This is a genomic window from Pseudomonas sp. P2S-1 (assembly GCF_057197725.1).
On the sequence record NZ_CM170068.1, the window covers coordinates 3,596,709 to 3,617,802 of the forward strand.

A 21,094-nucleotide genomic window follows, 5' to 3' on the forward strand; every position below is an offset into this window, starting at 1 on the left:
GTTCAATCAGGTGTCGAGGTGCCCGTCGAGGCATTGCTGCAAGCGCCGGCGCATCAGGCGCCCTTCCCCGCCCAGACAGACGATCTGCGAACCGACCAGGGCGTCATGGGCCATTTCCGACGCTTCGCCGGCGAACAGCAGCGGGCAGTCCAGGCCCAGGGCCAGCCGCGCCAGGCGCTTGGGCAGGTCAGTCGCCGGAGCATGATTGGAGACCAGCACCAGGGCGTCCGGCGCCACCCGTTCGCAGATCAGGCTGAGCTCCTCCAGCGGTTGCCCTGTCCCCAGCACCGACACCGCGACCTCGCTGCTGCTCAGCAACAGGGCGCAGACCAGCAACTCCAGCTCACGACACTGCTCCGGCAATCCGGCCAGGAGGATGCGCGTGTCCTGTTCTTCCCGGGCAAGTTGCAGACGCTGCCAGGCACGGGCGCGCAGGAACGTATCGAGGAACAGCCAGTCGCTCAGGCGGCCAAAGCCGTCATGGGCGATGCGCAGCTCCTGCCACAGCGGCATGAGGATGTCCTGGAATACCACGCCCAGTGGATAACTGGCGAACACCTGCCCGTAGACCCGCTCCAGCCGCGCTTCGTCGAACCCCTGCACGGCCTGGCGCAGCAGGTGCTGCCAATGCTCGTGGTCCTTGGCCACCTCGGGCTGGGCGACTTCCGGAGGGTGAACATGCGCTGCACGATCACGGGCGAGGATCTTGCCAACCTTGCTCACCGCCACGCCGCGCTCGATCCAGCCAAGGATATGGCGGACCTCGTCGATATCGGCGCGGGAGTACAAGCGATGCCCACTTTCGGTGCGTGTCGGCTGCACCAACCCATAACGGCGCTCCCAGGCGCGCAGGGTCACCGGGTTGATGCCGGTCAGCCGCGCCACTTCACGGATGGGAAACAGTTCCTCGTGGTCCAGGCCGCGTTCGCTGAGTGACGCCGGGGGAAGCTCGATCATCGCCGTGTACGCTATGGGTTGTAGGAAAAAGTCCCGCATTCTAACCCGTCGATCAACGACGGGAGCCAACCGCCCGGTCAACTTCAGAAAAAACTGACACTGACGGGTCACATAATTTACGGAATAATCCTTGCTTGATTTCGGACGCCACCCAACACCCCGGGTGGCATCCAAGGGTCGGGGCTACCCGCCGCGACCCGCTTGCCAGGAGATACACGATGTCTACCCATCCCGTCACCTTGATGGTCGCCCGGCGCGTTGCCGAAGGTCGTTACCAGGACATGATCGCCTGGTTGCACGAAGGCGAGCAGCTCGCCACCGACTTCCCCGGCTACCTCGGCTCCGGCGTACTGGCGCCACCGCCCCAGGGCGATGAATTCCAGATCATCTTCCGCTTCGTCGACGAAAAGACCCTGCACGCCTGGGAGTTCTCCGCCTCGCGCAGCGCCTGGCTGGCCCGCGGCAACGGCCTGTTCCAGCAGCCCACCGAGCAGCGCGTCAGCGGTATCGAAGGCTGGTTTGGCGCCCATGCCGCACAGCGCCCGCCGCGCTGGAAGCAGGCGGTGGCGATCTGGCTGGCGTTCTTTCCGGTGTCGCTGGCCTTCAACCTGCTGTTCGGCCACTGGCTGGCAGAGTTGAGCCTGCTGCCGCGCATCCTCCTCAGCACCCTCGGCCTGACGCCATTGATGGTGTATTTCTTCATTCCCCTGTCGACCCGCTGCCTGGCCGGCTGGTTGAATGCACCTGCGCGGCCATCCCCGACCCGGGAAAACCGCCGGGAATCCCTGGAAAGCCGCTGACCGGCCGGGGGCGGCCAACGCGGGCGAGTTCGGGTATGCTGGCAACTGACCGCGAACCTGAAAAAGTTGATCGTCCCCGCATATGAACAGCCCAATCCTAGTTACCGGTGGCAGCCAGCGAGTCGGGCTGGCGCTGGCCACGCGACTGGCGCAGGCCGGCCACACGGTGGTCAGCGCCAGCCGCAGCAAGATCACCACCCCGGCGCACCCGAACATCATCCCGTTCCAGGCCGACCTGTGCAGCGAACGCGACCGCGAAGCGCTGATCGATCACCTGCGCACGCACTACGACGGCCTGCGCGCCATCGTCCACAACGCCTCGCTGTGGCTGGACGATGACCTCGACAACCTGAACACGATGTTCAAGCTGCACGTCGAGGCGCCCTACCACTTGAACTTGGCCCTGGGCGAGCAACTGCTGAAGCTGGACAAGTCGGACATCATCCATATCTGCGACGAAACCTCGTCCCGCGGCAGCAAGAGCCATATCGGCTACGCCGCGACCAAGGCCGCGCTGCAGAACATGGTGCTGTCGTTCGCCGAGAAGTACGCGCCGTCGGTGCGGGTCAACGGCATCCTCCCGGGGTTGCTGATCCTCAAGGAAGGCGGCGACGAACAGTACCGCCAGCAGACCCTGAAGAAGGCCCTGCTGGAGTTCGAACCCGGCGCCCAGCCGCTGCTCGACGCGGTGCTGTTCCTGCTTGAAAGCCAGTACAGCACCGGCAGCAACGTGGTCATCAACGGTGGCCGCCACCTGAAGAACCGAATCGCCTGATAACGAGAACGCCATGACCCCGCAAGAACAACTCGAACTCGAAGCGGCGGCCTTCCGTCGCCTGGTCGGCCACCTGCGCGAGCGGACCGACGTGCAGAACATCGACCTGATGAACCTTTCCGGCTTCTGCCGCAACTGCCTGTCCAAGTGGTACAAGGCGGCGGCGGACGAACGCCAGATCGAGGTAAGCCTGGATGACGCCCGCGAGGTGGTCTACGGCATGCCTTATGACCAGTGGAAAAGCCAATACCAGAAAGAAGCCAGCGCCGAGCAGCAAGCCGCGTTCGCCAAAGGAAAAACCCATGACTGACCTGATCCAACTGCGTGCCAGCCTGACCAGCGGCGAGCACCTGTTCGCCGACACCCTGGCGTTCGTCGCCGAGCACTATGACTACCAGCAGACTGCCTTCGACAATGGCGGCCTGCTCAGCACTGCCGGGCAGAACGAAGGTTCGTGCAAGACCCTGGGCCTGGCCCTGCTGGAAGGCCTGAGCGACCAGGAAGCACTGCTGGCGTTCGGCGAGCATTACCGCTCGGTAATCGCCACGCCGGAAGGCAGCGACCACGGCAACATCCGCGCCCTCATCGCCCATGGCCTGGCCGGGGTGAAATTCGAGGCTGAGCCGCTCAAGCGCAAGGCTTGAGGCTGGTGATGTAGCTGATGGCCCTATCGCTGGCAAGCCAGCTCCCACAGGTTCAGCGGTGCACGCGAGACCTGTGGGAGCTGGCTTGCCAGCGATGAGGCCCGAAAGAACACCCTCACTCCTCGATCCTTAACCAATCCCAGCGCTCACGATAACTCTCGGCCTTGCGCCGGAACATCTCCGGCTGGTCATTCAGCGGATTGCTGCGCAGCACTCCCTGCTGCAGATCCTCCAGCCCCCAGGTGCTGTACAGCTCGCCGCTGCGCACATCAAGGCCCACGCAAGTCGAACGCACCAGATAGCGATCAATGCCATCGGTCACCTTGCGCAGCGGCGCATAGGGCACGCCGAACTTCTCCTCGTACCACAGATGCACCCGCGCCTGGTTGCGCACCTCGACCTTGTCGGCAAAGTACCCACAGGCCGCGCGGACCCGCTGGATCACCCGGTCTTCGGCCTCCCATGAGAGGTCGTGGTCGAAGTAGATGACGTCATAATCCTTCACCCCCCAGCCCGGCTCGCGCCCGATGCGCAGGTTCCACAGCGCCTGGAACAGGCAGCCGGCGGTGAGCATGCACTGCGGCAACTCCATACCGACCAGGATGTCCATCAGCCGGGTATTGAGCGGGTTCTTCATGGCCATCGCGATCAGGGCCTGGGCAGTGAGCTGACTCATCAGATCGACTCGTCCCGGGCTGGAGGCGGCATCTCCCAGACCGACGGCGGCATATCGAACAGCTTGTCGAAATCGAAGCGCAGGTCTTCATCGCGCAGGCCGATCACCATCACCACCAGCAGCAACAACGCCAGCGCGCCTTCCGGCAGGCTCCAGCGCGGCACCTCGGCATTGCGCCCGCAGCTGCACCACCAGGCCTGGCCGATGCAGAAGGCGGCGATCGCCAGGGCCCAGAGGTAATAGCCCGGAGCGAAGCCGATGACGTCATGGAAGCTGTAGTTGATGTTGTCCGGCAGGCGTTCGATGCCATGGCTCATGGCGGCCAGGTAGAACGCCCAGGCCCCGAGGAACAGCGACAGCCAGCGCAACCGCCGACGCAGCAGCAGGGCGAGACCGAACAGGGGATTGGAGAACCAGCCGAACAGGCCGAAGACCACGCCCCAGGGTCCCTGGAACAGGGCCTGCTGGGCAGTGACCGTATTGCCGCCGCTGAGGTTCACGGCGTCGAGGCACAGGGCCAGGAGGTAGAGGAGAAGGCTGAGGGTGACGTAGAGACGCGCCATGCGGCGACCTTGGTGGAGAGATGAGACCAGGACAATACAGCAATTTGATGGTGTGACTAAGGGCCCCATCGCTGGCAAGCCAGCTCCCACAGGGTTCGCGTAACCTGTGGGAGCTGGCTTGCCAGCGATGAGGCCCTCGAGTCAGGCGCGGATCAGAACTCCATGCTGAAGTTCAGGGTCACCGCGTTGTCGCGGCTCTCTCTGGCCAACTGGCCGGAGTAACCCACGCCCACCTTGCCGGCAGCCCCGACGCTCAGGTCCAGACCGGCCTCGATCACCGCCGCATCCTTGGCGATCGGTACACCGGTGTTGCTGAACCCGGCACCGCCTTCGATGAAGCGCAGATCCGCATCCGGCTTGGTGTCGCCGAAGGCATGTCGCCAGCCGATGCTGCCACGCGGGGTCAGGGTGCTGCCGTTGTCCAGCTTGAACGCCTTGCCAGCACGCAGGCCGACGGTGGAGAACACGTTGTCCTGTTGGGTATCCGCCTCCAGGCGCCCTGCCCCACCTTTCTCGCGGGCCTTGTCACTGTCGTAGTTGACATAGGCCAGGCCGGCGAACGGCTCCAGCGCCACGCCGCCCGCGTCGATGGCATAACCCACTTCGCCGAACACCTGCGCGGTACGCGCCTTGTAGCTGGACTTCAGGCGTTCGTTGTAGCTGCCGGCCTCGACGTAGCGCTTGCTGTCGATGTCGTGCCAGGTGTAGCCGGCGCCCATACGTGCGGCAAAGGCGTCCATCTGGTAGCTCATGTAGGCCGCCAGGTGGTAGCTGTCCACCGAGGCGTCCTGCGGCTTGCCCTTGGCGCTGATGCTGCTGTTGGTGTAACCGGCAGCGATACCGGCACGCACCTGGTCGTTGAGGTGGTTGTCGAAACCGATCAGGAAACCGGACAGGTCACGCTTGACATTGGCCGCGTTGTGGCCGCCGTCGAAATCACCCCAGCCGCCCACGGCACGGATCCAGCCCACCCCTTCGCCACTGCAACCGCGACCGGTGGTCTGCTGGTTGCTGCTTGGCGTGAGGGCACGGCGTGGATCCTGGTCGTCGCTGCAACCGGCATCACGCATACGGTCGTTGACCGCGTCACGGACGTAGCGCGAGTCCTCGATCAGCACGGTCGCGGTGCTGGCGTAGATCTCGCCGGACAGGCTTTCGAAGGCCGCCGCCGCATCGCTCGCAGTGGAGCTGATGATGGTGTTGCGCAAGCTGGCCGGCGCCGAGGCGCTGTCCAGGGCATTCGCCACCGCACGCTGGTTGTCGGTCTGCGCCACGCTGGCGAACGAGGTGCCGTTGCGTGCCACATCCAGGGTCACGTTGTTGGCGCCGTAGTTCAGCGTGGTGTCGAGGAACGTCAGGCTCTCCAGGTTGTTGCTGGCGAAGGTGCCGGTGACGCCACCGGTGGCCGTGACCAGGGTGTACTGGCTGTCGCCGGTGTACGAGCCGAGGTTGACCACGTTCAGCGTGCCGCCAAGGTTCGCCGTGCCGCCTACGTTGAGGTAGTTGGTCAGGCTTGGGGCCAGGCTGATGGCCAGGGTCCCGGCGTTGCTGAAGTTGCCGGCTACAGAGAGGTTGCCGCCATCCAGGCCGGTGACCACGGTGCCGTTGTTGACCAGCGAACCGACGCTGCCGGTGCCGGCCAGGCTGCCATCGCTGCCGACGGTGACCTGGGCGCCGAACACCGTACCCGGGTTGGCCGCGTTGCCGACGGTCACGCTGCCCTGGTCGACACTGAAGGCGCCATTGAAGGGCTGGCTGCCAACGATCAGCAGGTCACCAGTACCTTGCTTGCTGATGGTGCCGGTGCCGCTGAGGATGCCGCTGAACTGCCCATTGGTGCCTTGTGCGAACACCAGGTTGGCGTTGTTGCTGATGCTGCCGCGCAGGCTGGTGGTGTTGCCCATCAGCGTGCCGCCACTGACGGTGGTGCCGCCGGTGTAGGTGTTGGCGCCGGTGAGGTACAGGGTGCCGGCATCCAGTTTCTCGATGCCGCCGGTGCCGACCAGCGGCGCCGAGATGACTGCGGTACCGGTGCCGACGCGGACCGCCGCGAGGTCACCGCTGGCGGAGTTGACCGCCTCCAGCTCGCCACCGGTGCCTGCTTGCACGGTATAGCCATCAGTGAGGAACTGCAGGCCGGTGAAGGACTGCTTGCCGGCCACGGTGACAGTACCGGAATCACCGCCGAACACGGCGAAGGTGTTGTTCCAGGCATTGCTGCCGGTACCGGCGGTGTTGGTCCAGTTGGTGGTGCCGCTGGCCCAGGTGCCGGTGCCGCCGCTGATGGTGCCGTCGCCGGTGGTCTTGCTGCCGTTCCAGAACAGCAGGTCGCTACCCACCACCAGGTTGATCTGGTTGGCGATGGCGGTCTGCAGGGTCAGGTCCGCCAGCGTGGTACCGGTTGGCAGGCTGCCGTAGACCAGGCCGTTGTCGGTGACACTGCCGCCGTAGCTGAACAGCTGGTACACACCCTGGCCGAAGCCACCGGCGTTGCTGATGTTCAGCGTGCCATCCAGAACCAGGTTGCCTGCCACCGAAACCACGGTGGTGGAACCGCCTGGCGCGCCGAGGGCGAAGTTCAGGTTGCTGCCCGAGGACAGGTTGAGGTTGCCCACGCTCAGCGGTGCGGTCGCAGTGCCGGCGTTCAGGTTGGCCCCGTCGGCGATGGTCACGGTACCGCTGTAGGTGCCGCTGCCACCGAGGCTGGCGCCGCTGGCGACCTGCACGTTGGCGCTGGCCAGGGTGCCGTTGTTGACCAGGCTGCCCGAGCTGACCAGGGTGTTGCCGGTGAAGCCACTGTTGCCGGTGAGCAGCAGTTGGCCGGTGCCGGACTTGGTCAGGGTGCCTGCGCCGGTCAGGGCGCCGCTGTAGGTGCCGTCGGCGTTCTGCGCGAAGGTCAGTGCGCCGTTGTTGAGGATGGCGCCCTGCAGGCTGGTGGTATCACCGGTCACGCTACCCGCGTTGATGGTGGTGCCGCCGCTGTAGACATTGGCACCGCTCAGAACCAGGGAACCGTTGCCATTCTTGACCAGACTGCCGGTGCCGCTGATGACGCCACTCAGGGTGGTGTCCTGGCTGCCGGCCAGGGTCAGTTGCGAGGTCAGGTTGAGGGCGTTGGCCAGTTGCAGGGCGCCGGTGCTATCCAGCAGCGAGGCGCCGGTGACGCTGACCGTGCCGCTGCTCAGGGCGCCGTTGTTGCCCAGGGTCACGCTGCCGCCGTTGAGCACGGTGCCGCCGGTGTAGGTGTTGACGCCGTTCAGGGTCAGGTTGGCATTGCCGGCCTTGGTCAGGCTGCCGGCACCGCTGACCACGCCATTCAGGGTCAGGGCGTTGCTGCCAGCGACGGTCAGGCCGCCATTGAGCACGGCATTGTTGGCCAGGGTGACCGCGCTGTTGCTGTCCAGGGTGGTGCCGGCTGCAGCGGTCAGGTCGCCCGTGCCCAGTGCGCCGTCGTTGCCCACCACGAGGGTGCCGCCGTTGAGGACGGTACCGCCGGTGTAGCCATTGGCGCCGTTGAGCACCAGGGTGCCGTTCCCCTCTTTGTTCAGGGTCCCGGTGCCATTGACCGCCAGGCCCAGGGTCCCGGTCACGCCGGTATCGACCCGCAGGATGTCGGCGCTGGTGCCAAGGAGCAGCTCGCCACCGATACCACCGTTGAGGGTGTAGCCGTTGTCCATGAACTGCAGGCCGGTGATGGCGTGCGAGCCGTTGACGGTGATGGTGCCGCCAGTGCCCTGGAACACCGCGAAGGTGTTATTCCAGGCCTGGTTGATGCTGCCGTCGCTGCTGGTCCAGTTGGTGTTGGTGCTATCCCAGACACCGAAGCCACCATCCACGGCGCCGTTGCCCGAAGTCTGGTTGCCGTCCCAGAACAAGACGGTGTCGGTACCACCCACCACCAGGTTGACCTGGTTGCTGACCGAGGTCTGCAACACGACGTTGCTCGGATCGACAGTGCCCGGCAGGGAGTTGATGACCAGGCCGTTGTTGACCAGGTTGCCGGCGTAGTAGGCCAGGCGATAGACACCGCGGCCGAAACCGCCGCCGTCGCTGACATTGAGGTTGCCGCCCAGGGTCAGGTCGCCAGCCACGCTCAGCAGCGAAGGATCGCCCGACAGCGCCACGCCCAGGTTGGTATTGAGGTTGGAGCCGCTGTCCAGCACCAGCGAACCGACATTCAGGGTGTTGCCGGTTTGCAGGTTCAGGTTGCCGCCGTTGGCCACGGTGACGGCGCCGGCGAGGTCGCCGGTACCGGACAGGCCGGTGTTGGCGCCGACGCTGACGGTGTTGCTCGCCAGGCTGCCATCAACCACCAGGTTGCCGCCGCTGACGGTGGTGGCACCGGTGATGGTGTTGGTGCCGGTCAGGGTCAGGGTGGTGTTGCCGACCTTGTTCAGGTTGCCGGTACCGCTCAGTCCACCGTCGAAGGTGCCGCCGGCAACCGCCAGGGTGACGCCGCTGTCGACTTCCACGCCACCGCTGCCCGTCAGGTTGGTCAGCGCCAGGTTGCCGCCCAGGTCGAGGTTGGCACCGCTGCTGACATTGAGCTGCGTCGGGTTGCCCAGGGCGCCGCTGCTGGTGGTTCTCAGGGTACCGGCCAGGACGTTGAAGATACCGGTGAAGGTGTTGGTACCGCCCAGGGTCAGGGTGGCCAGGCCGTTCTTGTCCAGGGTGCCGACGCCGCTGAGTACGCCGTTCAGGGTCAGGTCGCTGTTGCCGGCGATCGCCAGGGTACCGCTGATATCCACATCGTTGCCCAGCACCATGGCGCTGGTGTTGCTCAGCCGCGAGTTGCTGGTAACGCGCAGTTGGCCAGTACCCAGCGCACCCGCATTGCCCAGGGTCAGGTTGCCGCTGTTCAGGGTCAGGCCGCCGCCGAAGCCGTTGACGCCATTCAGGGTCAGGTTGCCCAGACCGTTCTTGATCAGGCTACCGCCGCCGGAAATCGCACCATCCAGCGCCAGGTCGGTCGTGCCGTCGAGGGTCAGGGCGGCGTTCAGCAGCATGTTGTTGGCCAGGCTCATGGCGCTGCTGGTGTCCAGCTCGGACGCACCACTCACGGTCAGGGCGCCGCTGCCCAGCGCGGCGGCATTGCCCAGTTTCAGCTTGCCGGCCGCCAGGTTCGTGCCGCCGGTGAAGGCGTTGACGGCGTTCAGGGTCAGGGTGCTGATGCCTTGCTTGGTCAGGCTGCCGACACCGTTGACCGGACCGTTCAGGGTCAGGTCGTTGTTGCCGACGAGCAGCAGGTTGCCGGCCAGGTTGACGGTGTTGCCCAGGGTCAGCGCGCTGGAGTTGTCCAGCGAGGTGCCGTTGGCAGCGGTCAGGGCGCCAGCGCCCAGTGCTCCGTTGGCGCCCAGGATCAGGCGACCGGCATTCAGGTTGAGACCACCCAGGAAGGTGTTGACGTTGTTCAGGGTCAGGAAGCCGTTGCCGTTCTTGACCAGGCTGCCATTGCCGCCGACCGCGCCGTTGAGGGTCAGGTCGTTGCTGCCGGCCAGATTGAGCGCACCGTTCACGGTAACGTCGTTGACGATCGACACGGCCTGGTTGCTGTCCAGGGTGGTGCCGGCCGCGGTGGTCAGAGCACCTTGGCCCAGGGCGCTGTCATTGCCTAGCACCAGGGTGCCGCCGTTCAGCGCGGTGCCGCCGGTGTAGCTGTTGACGCCGTTGAGCACCAGGGTGCCGACGTCCAGCTTGGTCAGGATGCCGTCGCCTTCCAGGGGCAGGTCGAGGGTGGCGGTGACGCCATTGTCCACCCGCACGGCGAAGTAGGAGCCGTTACGGTTGCTGATGTTCAGCGAGCCGTTGGTCCCGGAGACCAACTGGTAGCCGTCGGTCATGAACTGCATGCCGTTGATGTTCTGCTGGCCGTCCACGGTAACGGTGCCGGTAGCACCCTGGAACACCGCGAACTGGCCCTGCCAGTCGAGGTTGCCGAAGCCGTCGTACTCGGCCCAGTTGGCGGTGGTGTTGTCCCACACGCCGCTGCCGCCTTCGACCAGGCCATTGCTGGTGGTATCGACACCATCCCAGAACTGGATGACCAGGTTCGGGGAGCTCACCATCAGGTTGACCTGGCTATTCGTACCCGTGAGCAGGGTCAGATCGCTGTACGTCACACCCGTGGGCAGGTCGCCGAAGGTCATGCCGTTGTCGATCAGGACGCCGCCGTAATCGAACAGGCGATAGACACCGTTGCCCAGGCCACCGAAGTCGGCGATGTTGAAGGTACCCGCCATGGTCAGGTCGCTGTTCACGTTGAACAGCGCATCAGCGCTGGTGGTCAACGAGCCCAGGTTGAAGTCGACGTTGCTGGCCTGCGAGAGCACCAGGTTGTCGAAGGTCAGCTTCTGGCCGCTGTAGCCCACCAGGGTGGCGCCGTCGGCGATGGTGGTGGTGCCGCCGATGCTACCGCTACCGGTCAGGGTTGCACCGGGGTCGACGTTCAGGCCGCCGCTGCCACTCAGGCTGCCGGTGACTTTCAGGGTACCGGCGCTGACGGTGTTGAGCCCGGTGTTGTCGCTGGTGCCGGTCAGTTCCAGCACCCCGGCGCCGACCTTGTTCAAGCCGCCGCTTTGGGTCACCGTACCGGCGAACACGCCATCGAGGTTGTTGCCACCGACGCTGACATTGCCGTTGGTGATGCGCATGACGCCTTGGCCGGTCAGGCTGCCGATGTTGATATTGCCATCGACGGTCAGCCCGGACCCTGCCGCCAGGCTGGCGGACCTCAGGTCGCCGAGGGCATTGGTAACGACTGCGGTGACGTAACCGGCCAGTACATCGATGTCACCGTTGAAGTTGCCGGCGGAGAGCAGCAGCACTTCGTTGCTGCCGGTCTTGGTCAGGGTGCCGCTGCCATTGAGCGCGCCCGTGAACCGGAGCTCGGCAGGGGTATCCAGGGTCATGTTGCCGTCGACCACGAAGGTGTTGCTGAGGGTGCGAAGCACGGTGTTGCGCACGGTGGTCGCGGTGTTGCCGGCGTTGGCAACCACCGAACCGGTACCGAAGGCGCTGTTGTTGCCGACCACCACAACGCCGCCGTTGAGGGTGGTGCCGTTGTTGTAGGTGTTGGCGCCGGTCAGGGTCAGGGTGCTGGTGCCGGTCTTGATCAGGCTGCCGTTGCCGCTGATGACACTGTTCAGGGTCAGGTTGTTGGCGCCACCGACGGTCAGGCGGCTGTCCGTCTGGATGCCGTTGGTCAGGGCCACGCCGTTGTTGGCTGCCACCAGGGTGGACGAGCCTGCGACGGTCAGGTTGCCGGAACCCAGCGAGCCATTCTGGCCGACGGCCAGGGTACCGGCATTGAGCGTGACGCCGGCGGCGAAGTTGTTGCTGCCGTTCAGGGTCAGGGTACCCGCGCCGTTCTTGATCAGGCTGCCGCCTGCGCCAGTCAGCGCGCCGTTCAGGGTCAGGTCGGAGGTACCGCCGATGACCAGGGTACCGAGCACGCTGAAGTTGTTGGCCAGGGCCACCGCGGTGGAGCTGTCCAGGCCAGCACTGCCGGTGGTGATGTTGCCGGTACCGAAGGCGGTGTTGCTGCCGACGGTGGTGGTGCCACCGAGCAGGAAGGTGTTGCCGGTGTAGGTGTTGTTGCCGGTCAGGAGCAGGTTGCCGATGCCGGTCTTGGCCAGGTTGGCGCTGCCGTCGATCACGCCGTTGAGCGCCAGGCTCTGGGCGCCGGTCAGGGTCAGGGTGCCGAGCAGGTGCACGGCGTTGTTCAGGCTGGCGCTGACGGTGTTGTTGAGCAAGCCGCCCGCTGCGGTCAGGGCGCCGCTGCCCAGGCCGGTGGCCGAGGCCAGAACCAGGACCCCGGCGTTCAGGCGCACGCCACCGCTGAAGGTGTTGTTGCCACCCAGGGTCAGCGTGGCCAGGCCGCTCTTGAGCAGGCTGCCGGTGCCGCTGATGTTGCCATTCAGGGCCAGTGCGTTACTACCGGTATAGGTCAGGGTGTTCGCACCCAGGGCGATGGCGTTGGCAATGGCCACGCCGGTGTTGTTCGCCGCGTCGAGGAAGGTCCCGGCCCCGGTGATGTTCAGCGTGCCACTGCCCAGCGCCGCGTTGTTGCCGACCAGCAGGCTGCCATTGGCCAGGGTGGTGCCACCGCTGTAGCTGTTGGCGCCATTCAGGGTCAGGGTGCCCGCGCCGCCCTTGAGCAGTGCGCCGGTACCGGCCACGTTGCCGTTCAGGGTGATGTCGTTGTTGTCACCGAGGGTCAGCAGCGCACCGAGGTTGATGGTGTTGGCCAGGCTGAAGGTGCTGGTGCCGGCCAGGTTGGAGGCGGCGCCGACATTCAGGGCGCCAGTGCCGATGGCGGCATCGTTGCCGATAGTCAGGGTGCCGCCGTTCAGGTTGGTCGGCCCGGTGTAGGTGTTGACGCCGAGCAGGGTCAGGTTGCCATTGCCGTTCTTGGTCAGGCCGCCTGCGCCGCTGACCAGGCCGGCCAGGGTCAGGTCGGAATTGCCGATCAGGTTGAGGTTACCGCCCAGGTTCAGCGCGTTGACCAGCGACGTCGTGCCGAGGGTGCCCAAGGTCACGCCATCGGCGGTGTTCAGGGCACCGGCGCCCAGCGCGGTGTCGCTGCCGACCACCAGGGTGCCGCCGTTCAGGGTGGTGGCGCCGGTGTTGCCGTTGTTGCCGGTCAGGGTCAGGACACCGGCGCCGTTCTTGGTCAGGCCGCCAGCGCCATCGATGACACCGCTCAGGGTCAGGTTGTTGCTGCCGATGACGTTCAGGCCGCCCAGCAGGGTGATGCCGTTGGCCAGGCTGAGGGCTGCGCTGCTGTCGAGCGCGGTGCCGTCCGCAGCCGTCAGGTGACTGGTGCCCAGCGCGGTGTTGTTGCCGACCACCAGGGTGCCACCGGCGAGGCTGGTAGCGCCCCCGTAGGTATTGGCGCCGTTGAGGGTGAGCGTGCCGGGGCCGGTCTTGTTCAGGCCGCCGGTACCGGCGACCAGGCCGTTCAGGGTCAGGCTGGCGTTGCCTGGCAGGGTCAGGTCGGCGCCGAGGTTGACGGCGTTGCCCAGGGTCACGGCGCCCGAGTTGTTCAGGCTGGAAACGCCGGTGACGTTCAGCGCGCCGCTACCCAGTGCCGCGCCATTGGTGACGGTCAGGCTGCCGGCGGCCAGGGTGGTGCCCCCGGAGTAGGTGTTGAGGCCGCCCAGGGTCAGGTTGCCCAGGCCATTCTTGACCAGGCCACCGGCGCCGCTGACCCCGCCGTTCAAGGCGAGGTCGCTGGTGCCCAGCAGGGTCAGGCTGTTGCCCAGGTCGATAGCGTTGGCCAGGGCCAGCGCCGGAGTGTTGTCCAGGGTGATGCCGGTGCCTGCCACATGCAAGGCGCCCGCGCCGAGGGCGCTGTCGTTGCCCAGGACCAGCGCGCCACTGTTGATGGTGGTACCGCCGATATAGGCGTTGGCGCCATTCAGGGTCAGGGTGCCGGTGCCGTTCTTGACCAGGCTGCCGCCACCGGTGACCAGACCGTTGAGGGTCAGGGCATTGCTGCCGGTCAGGTTGAGGGCGCCGAAGGTGCCGATATTGTTGCCCAGGGTGATGGCGGTGTTGCTGTCCAGGGTGGTGTTGGCCGCAGTGACCAGGGTGCCGTTACCCAATGCCGCGTTGTTGCCGAGCACCAGGGTGCCGCCATTGAGCACGGTGCCGCCGGTGTAGCTGTTGGCGCCGTTGAGCACCAGGGTGCCGCTGTCCACCTTGTTCAGCGTGCCGCTGCCGCTCAGGCCGAGGTTGAGGGTCGCGGTGGCATTCGGATCGACCCGGAAGGTCGCGGTGCCGTTGCCGTTGTTGACCAGTTCCAGGGCGCCAGGACCGTTGAGCACATAGCCGTCCACGGTGAACTGCAGACCGGTGATCGCCTGGGTGCCATTGACGGTGACGCTGCCAGCCGGGGTCTGGAACACCGCGAAGTTGCTGCTCCAGTCACGGTTGCCGGTGCCGTTGACCGTGGTCCAGTTGGTGGTGGTCGCATCCCAGGTGCCGCTGCCGCCCTGGATCACGCCGTCGCTGACGGTGCTGCTGCCATCCCAGAACAGCACGCTGCCGTTGGCGCCGCCGACCAGCAGGTTGACCTGCGCGCCGATCGCGGTCTGCACTTGCAGGTCGCTCGGCTGGACGCTGCCCGGTACGGAGCCGATCACCAGACCGTTGTCGGTCAGGGCCCCGGTGTAGTCGATCAGACGGTAGATACCGGCGCCGAAGCCGCCGATATCGCTGACATTCAGGTTGCCGTCGAGGGTCAGGTTGCCGCCCACGGCGAGCAGCGCATTGCCGCCGGTAGACGGCGAGCCGAGGCCGACGTCGAGGTTCGAGTTGCCATTGAGGGTCAGTGCACCGGTGCTGAGCTTGAAGCCGCTGTTCAGCGCCAGGTGGCCGCCGTCGGCGATGTTCACCGGACCGGCGATGGAGCCGCCGCCGGTCAGGGTCGCGCCGGTATTCACCTGGACTTGGCCGCCGGCCAGGGCGCCGCTGACATTCAGCGTGCCGCCGTTGACCTGGGTGTTGCCGGTGTAGGTGTTGCTACCCGCCAGGGTCAGGCTGCCGCTGCCGGCCTTGACCAGGCTGCCGTTGCCGGAGATCACGCCGTTGAACAGGCTGCTGAGGTTGCTGCCGCCGACGCTCAGGCTGGTGTTGTTGCCCAGGGCGACCGCACCGCCGCCGTTCAGGCCGCCGATGGCGGAACTGGCACCGAGGTTGAGCAGCGCGCCGGTGGCGACGTTGACGCCCGAGGTATTGCCCAGGGAGCCGGTGTTCAGGGTGGTCAGGCTGCCGGAGAGAATGTCCACCGCGCCGCTGAAGGTGTTGGCGCCAGCGAGGATCAGGTCGGCCGCGCCGGTCTTGACCAGGCCGCCGGTCCCGCTGATCACCCCGCCCAGGTTGAGGGCGTTGGTGCCGGCCAGGGTCAGGTCGGCGCCGAGGGCGATGGCATTGCCCAGGGCGAAGGCCGCGCTGTTGTCCAGGGTCGCCGCGCCGGTCACGCTCAGGGCGCCGTTGCCCAGGGCGCTGCCGTTGCCGAGGGTCAGGGTGCCGCCCGCCAGCGTGGTACCGCCGACATAGGTGTTGACGCCGTTCAGGGTCAGGTTGCCCGCACCGCTCTTGGTCAGGCCGGCAGCGCCGTCGATGACGCCATTGAGGGTCAGGTCGCTGTGGCCGGTGAGGTTCAGGCCGGCCCCGAGGGTGATGGCGTTGGCCAGGGCGAACGCCGAGTTGGTGTTCAGGCTCGACGCACCGGTGACGCTCAGGCGACCGCTGCCGATGGCGCCGGCATTGCCGAGGGTCAGGGTACCGGCGCTAAGGGTGGTACCGCCGGTGTAGGTGTTGACCCCGGTGAGGGTCAGGTTGCTCTGCCCATTGGAGGTCAGGCTGCCGGCACCGCTGATCACGCCGCTGAGGGTCTGGTCGGCAGTGCCGCCCATGCTCAGGGCACCGTTCAGGGTGATGTTGTTGCCCAGGTTGATCGCGGTGAGGCTGTCGAGGGTGCCAGGACCGGTTACGGTCACCGCGCCGTTGCCCAGGGCCAGGCTGTTGCCAAGCACCAGGGTGCCGTTGGCCAGGGTGGTGGTGCCGGTGTAGGTGTTGGCGCTGTTCAGGGTGACGGTCGAGGTGCCTTGCTTGGTCAGGCCACCGGTGCCAGTGATCAGGCCGTTCAGCGACAGCGCGGCGCTGCCCCCCAGAACCAGGCCACCGTTCAGGTTGATCAGGTTGTTGAGGCTGGCGGCAGTGGCGGCCTGGAGGATCGCATTGCCGCTGGCATTCAGCGCGCCGAGGCCGAGGGCGGTATTGCTGCCCACGCTCAGGGTGCCGCCGCTGAGGTTGACCGGTCCGGTGAAGGTGTTGTTGCCGGAGAGGGTCAGCTTGGCGCTGCCGGTCTTGGTCAGGCCACCAGCGCCGGCGATGTCGCCGGTCAGGGCCAGGTCGCTGCTGCCCAGCACATTGACGTTGCCGGTGAGCACCACGCTGTTGGCCAGGCTCACGGCCTTGTTGGCGTCCAGCGAAGTGCCAGCGCCAGCCGTCAGGATGCCGCTGCCGAAGGCCGTATTGGAACCTGCCACCAGGGTGCCACCGGACAGGAGGGTGGCGCCGCTGTAGGTGTTGGCGCCGTTCAGGGTGACGGTGCCGGTACCGGTCTTGATCAGGCCGCCGATGCCGTCGAGCAGGCCGTTGAGGGTCAGGTTGGCGCTGCCAGGCAGGGTCAGGTCGGCATTCAGGTGCACGGCGTTGGCGAGACTCTGCGCGCCCGTGGTGGTCAGGCTGGCTGCGCCGCCGACGGTCAGGTCGCCCGCGCCGATGGCGGTGGCGCTGCCGATGTTCAGGGCACCGGCGTTGAGCGTGGTGCCGCCGGCGTAGTTGTTGTTGCCGGACAGGGTCAGGGTGGCGTTGCCGGTCTTGACCAGGCTGCCGGCGCCGGTGATGGCGCCGGTCAGGCCGAGGTTGCCGGTGCCGCCCAGGGACAACGCGCCATTGACGGTGATCGCATTGGCGAGGTTGACCGCACCCGCCGCATCAAGCGCAGTGCCGTCGGCCGCAGTCACGGTGCCCGAACCCAGGGCGCTGTTGGTGCCGACCACGATACGACCGGCGTTGAGTGTGGTATTGCCGGTAAAGCCGGTGTTGGTGCCGTTCAGCAGCAGGTTGCCCGCGCCGTTCTTGATCAGGTTGCCGGTGCCGGTGAGGGTGCCGCTCAGCCCCAGGTTGTTGCTGCCGCCGATGGTCAGGTCGCTGTTGAGGGCGACCTGGTTGGCAAGAATGATCGAGGCACTGCTGTCGAGTATCGAAGCGCCGGCTACGGTCAGGGTGCCAAGGCCCAGGGCAGTGTTGCTGCCCACCACCAGGCCGCCGGCATTGAGCACGACGCCGCCCTGGAAGGTGTTGTTGCCACTCAGGCCCAGGACACTGGCGCCGTTCTTGGTCAGGCTGCCGGTGCCGGTGACCAGGCCGCTCAGGCCGAGGTCGGCACTGCCGCCGATGGCGAGGTTGCCGGCCAGGTTGATCTGGTTGGAGGCATTCGCGCCGGTGGTGGCGTCCAGCACGGTGCCACCGGCGGCATTCAGCACGCTGGTGCCGAGGGCGTTGTTGCTGCCGAGGATCAGGGTGCCAGCATTGAGGTTGGTCTGCCCGGAGTAGTTGCTGCCCACGCCGCTCAGGGTCAGGGCGCTGGCGCCGTTCTTGTTCAGGCCACCGGAGCCGGTGATGTTGCCGGTCAGGGTCAGGGCGTTGTTGCCGGTCAGGTTCAGTTGGCCGGTGACGCTCAGGGCGTTGCCGAGGGTCATCGCGCTGGCGGTGTCGAGGGTAGCGCCACCGGCGGTGCTCAGGGTACCGGTACCGAGCGCGCTGCCATTGCCCAGCAACAGGGTGCCAGCTACCAGCGCGGTGCCGCCGCTGTAGTTGTTGACGCCATTCAGGGTCAGGGTGCCGTTGCCGGACTTGCTCAGGCTGCCGGCGCCGTCGATGACGCCGTTGAGGGTCAGGGCATTGGTACCGCCGACCGGCGTGGCCAGGGCGGAATTCAGGTGGATATTGTTGGCCAGGGTCAGCGGAACGGTACCGGCCAGGGTCGATGCACCGCCGACGGTGATATCGCCGCTGCCGATGGCGCCGGCATTGGTCAGGGCCAGGACACCGCCGAGCAGGGTGGTATCGCTGTAGGTGTTGACGCCGGTCAGGGTCAGGTTGGTCCCGCCGACCTTGACCAGGGTACCGCCGCTGATCAGGCCGCTGAGGGTCAGGTTGGAGGTCCCGCCGACGTTGACGGCACCATTGAGGGTGATGGCATTGCCCAGGTTGATCGACGCGTTGGAGTCCAGGGTGCTGCCGGCTGCGGCAATCAGGGTGCTCTGCCCCAGCGCGTTGGCGTGGCCGACGACCAGGCGACCGGCATTGAGCAGGGTATCGCCGGTGTAGGTGTTGTTGCCGTTGAGGATCAGGTCGGCGGTGCCGTTCTTGACCAGGCCCGCGCCTGGAGCGCCGCTGATGATGCCGTTGATGCCCAGGGCGGAGGTGCCGCCGATGGTCAGGTTGCCGCCGGCACCCAGGGTGACGCCATTGGCGATGGAGACCGCGGTGTTGGCATCAAGAGTGGTGCCGGCGCTGGCGACCAGCAGGTTGTTGGGGTTGCCCAGCGCCGTGGGGGAGCCGAGGATCAGGGTGCCGGCGTTGAGCAGGGTGTTGCCGATGGTGGTGTTGGCCCCGCCCAGTGTCAGGCTCGCCGAGCCGTTCTTGGTCAGGGTGCCGTTGCCGGCGATCTGGCCGTTCAGCGCCAGGTCATTGCTGCCGGCGATGGTCAGGTTGCCGGTAATGTTGATCGCATTGACGGCGAGGGTGCGCGCAGCGTCGCTGTCGAGAACGGTGTTGGCGCCCGCCGCCAGGCTGCCGATACCCAGCGCGGAGTTGCTGCCGATGATCAGCTTGCCGTTGGTCAACTGCACGACCCCGGCGAAGTTGCTGTTGCCGCTCAGTGTCAGGTCGCCGGTTCCGCTCTTGATCACTTGACCGGTGCCGGCGAGCGCACCGCTGAGCGTAGTGGCAGCGGTGTTGGTCAGGGTCAGGGCGCGGGTGCCCAGGTTGATGGCGTTGCCGACGTTGAGGCCGTCGGCCAGCAGGCTGGAGTTGGCGGTCAGGGTCAGTTGGCCGAGGCCCAGGGCGGCATTGTTGGTCAATACCAGGTTGCCGCCGGCGAGAGTCGAGTTGCCGGTGAAGTCGTTGGCGCCGGTCAGGGTCAGGGTGTTGGTGCCGTTCTTGATCAGGCCGCCGCTGCCGGAAATCTTCCCGTTGAGGGTCAGGTTATTGTTGCCGGTCAGGGTCAGGTTGCCGTTTAGCTGGACCAGGTTGGTCAGGGTCTGGGCGCTGGAGGTGTCCAGCTCGCCACCGGCGATCCCCGCGGTGATAGTGCCCGCGCCGGTGGCCCCGGCATTGGCCAGGATCAGCTTGCCGGCGTTGATATTGAGGCCGCCGCCGAAGTTATTGGCGCCACTCAGGGTCAGGTTGGCGGAGCCGGTCTTGGTCAGCGAACCGGTGCCGTTGATCGCACCGCTCAGGTTCAGGGCCGAGGTACTGTTGACGGTCAGGTTGGCGCCGTTGAGCAAGATACCATTGGCGACGGTCATCGCCGAGGTACTGCTCAGGGTACTGGCACCGGTGACGTTCAGGGTGTTGCTGCCGACACCCAGGCCCGAGGCGTTGCCCAGGGACAGGGTACCGGCGGTCAGGGTGGTGCCGCTGGTCAGGGTGTTGTTGCCATTGAGGGTCAGGGTGCCGGTGCCGGTCTTGATCAAGGTGCCGGCGCCGCTCACGACGCCGTTTAGGGTCAGGCCCAGGTCGCTGTCCACCGTCAGGTTGCCCGCGAGGGTGATGTTGCTGCTGACCGTAGAGTTGGTGCCGCTGGCGTTGCCCAGGGAGCCGCCGTTGGACGTGAGCGAGGACACGCCGAGCAGGGCGTTGGAGTCGACGCGCAACCGGCCGCCGTTCAGGTTGACGCTCGGGCTGGTGGTACCGGACTTGAACAACTGGTTGGTCATCGTCCAGGTGCCGCTGGAGACAACGAGGTTGTTGAAGTTAACGTATTGGGTACCGTTGATGGTACCGGTGCCGTTGATGCCGGAGCCGCCACCGATGGCGTTCATCAGGTTCAGGGTGTTGCCGTTGTTGATCAGGCCGCCGTTGACGATGCCAGCTCCGACGTAGGCGATACCGAGGCCACCGAGTACCCCAAGGTCGATCCCGACACCCGCACCGGCGCTGACCAGGGAGCCGGTCACGGCGTTGAAGGTGTTGGCCCCGGATACGCCCGCAGTGCCCGTCCCCAGGTTGATACTCCCGGTGACCGTACCGGCGTTGGTGAAGACGTTACCTGACGTAGAGGCCTGCATGGCCACCCGGCCCGTGATGATGCCCATCGCATTGTTGGTCAGGACGTTACGCGCGCCACCACGGAGCGCGATCACCGGGATGTCCTCGGCGAGGACCGCCGCCCCCAGCAAGGGAGTGCCGCTGATGAGGCCGCTGTTACCGATTGTCGTGGTGCCCCCCGCCCCGTTCTGCACCACCAGACCGACACCGCCGAGATTCAGCAGGTTGGCGCCGAGCAGGGTCGAGGTGCCCATGATCTCGCCAGTGGAAAGGTTATTGACCGTTATCGTGCTACCGGCGGCGTTGGAGAGGCTCAGGCCGGACGCCAGGGAGACCAGGCCCGGGAGCAGCGCGGGATCAATGCGCCCGGCGTTGTTGACGGTGATGCCGGTGCCGGTGAGGGAGATCGCGTTGATCGGGTCAACGACGCCCGTATAGATCTGTGCACCATTCTGCACGTTGACCGTCAGGTTGCTGGTCGAGCTGACCAGGCCGACAGTCACGCCCGTACAGCTAATGGTGGAGCCAACCGTTGAGCACAGCGCCTGTGCCTGTGGGCTGAAGAAACCGGTAGCTACCCCTGCGGCTGCCATGCTGACGGCAAGGGGCAATGGAGCAAAACGAGCGGTAAAGGTCTTCTTGGCGGTTCTTCTGTCCACGAGCGTCTCCTTCGTGGATCAGGCGAATCCGTCTTTGAATGCGTGCCGGCTGACCAGCCGTCCCCCTCAGGAACTACACACACTGCATGTCGAACTGCCTGACCCTGGCGAATACAGGTTCCTTGATGGGGGTGATTTGTAGCCAAAAACTTGGATCCACGCCGGACTATT

Annotated in this window: 8 protein-coding genes; 4 read left to right on the forward strand and 4 right to left on the reverse strand. The window is 66.2% G+C overall.

Features of this window, described 5'->3' with window-relative positions; all coding sequences use genetic code 11:
* Nucleotides 1-6: 6 nt before the first annotated feature.
* Nucleotides 7-957: a MerR family transcriptional regulator gene (locus tag AC2CQI_RS15910; RefSeq protein WP_484577277.1), complete on the reverse strand. Its 951-nt coding sequence runs from the start codon at nucleotides 955-957 to the stop codon at nucleotides 7-9.
* A gap of 218 nt (nucleotides 958-1,175) precedes the next feature.
* Here AC2CQI_RS15910 and AC2CQI_RS15915 point away from each other — a divergent pair, with 218 nt between their 5' ends.
* The 4 genes from AC2CQI_RS15915 (at nucleotide 1,176) to AC2CQI_RS15930 (ending at nucleotide 3,176) form a co-directional block, all read left to right on the forward strand.
* The gene (locus AC2CQI_RS15915) at nucleotides 1,176-1,757 is read left to right on the forward strand and encodes an antibiotic biosynthesis monooxygenase (protein WP_484577278.1); all 582 of its coding nucleotides are present in this window, start codon (nucleotides 1,176-1,178) and stop codon (nucleotides 1,755-1,757) included.
* A gap of 82 nt (nucleotides 1,758-1,839) precedes the next feature.
* Nucleotides 1,840-2,532, forward strand: a complete 693-nt coding sequence (gene folM, locus AC2CQI_RS15920; RefSeq protein ID WP_075806352.1) for a dihydromonapterin reductase — start codon at nucleotides 1,840-1,842, stop codon at nucleotides 2,530-2,532.
* 13 nt (nucleotides 2,533-2,545) lie between these two features.
* Complete coding sequence (locus AC2CQI_RS15925; protein ID WP_484577279.1) at nucleotides 2,546-2,842, forward strand: DUF1244 domain-containing protein; 297 nt, start codon at nucleotides 2,546-2,548, stop codon at nucleotides 2,840-2,842.
* Complete coding sequence (locus AC2CQI_RS15930) at nucleotides 2,835-3,176, forward strand: HopJ type III effector protein (protein WP_484577280.1); 342 nt, start codon at nucleotides 2,835-2,837, stop codon at nucleotides 3,174-3,176. Before AC2CQI_RS15925 ends, AC2CQI_RS15930 begins: the two co-directional genes overlap by 8 nt.
* 115 nt (nucleotides 3,177-3,291) lie before the next feature.
* Here AC2CQI_RS15930 and AC2CQI_RS15935 read toward each other — a convergent pair whose 3' ends face one another.
* The 3 genes from AC2CQI_RS15935 to AC2CQI_RS15945 all read right to left on the reverse strand — a co-directional run bounded on the left by AC2CQI_RS15935 (nucleotide 3,292) and on the right by AC2CQI_RS15945 (nucleotide 20,857).
* Entirely contained in the window at nucleotides 3,292-3,852 is a 561-nt protein-coding gene (locus tag AC2CQI_RS15935; protein WP_484577281.1) for a nucleotidyltransferase family protein, read from the reverse strand.
* On the reverse strand, nucleotides 3,852-4,415 hold the full coding sequence (locus AC2CQI_RS15940) for a hypothetical protein (protein WP_484577282.1): 564 nt from the start codon (nucleotides 4,413-4,415) through the stop codon (nucleotides 3,852-3,854). Before AC2CQI_RS15940 ends, AC2CQI_RS15935 begins: the two co-directional genes overlap by 1 nt.
* Before the next feature lie 152 nt (nucleotides 4,416-4,567).
* On the reverse strand, nucleotides 4,568-20,857 hold the full coding sequence (locus AC2CQI_RS15945; RefSeq protein ID WP_484580627.1) for an autotransporter-associated beta strand repeat-containing protein: 16,290 nt from the start codon (nucleotides 20,855-20,857) through the stop codon (nucleotides 4,568-4,570).
* Between the last annotated feature and the right edge of the window lie 237 nt (nucleotides 20,858-21,094).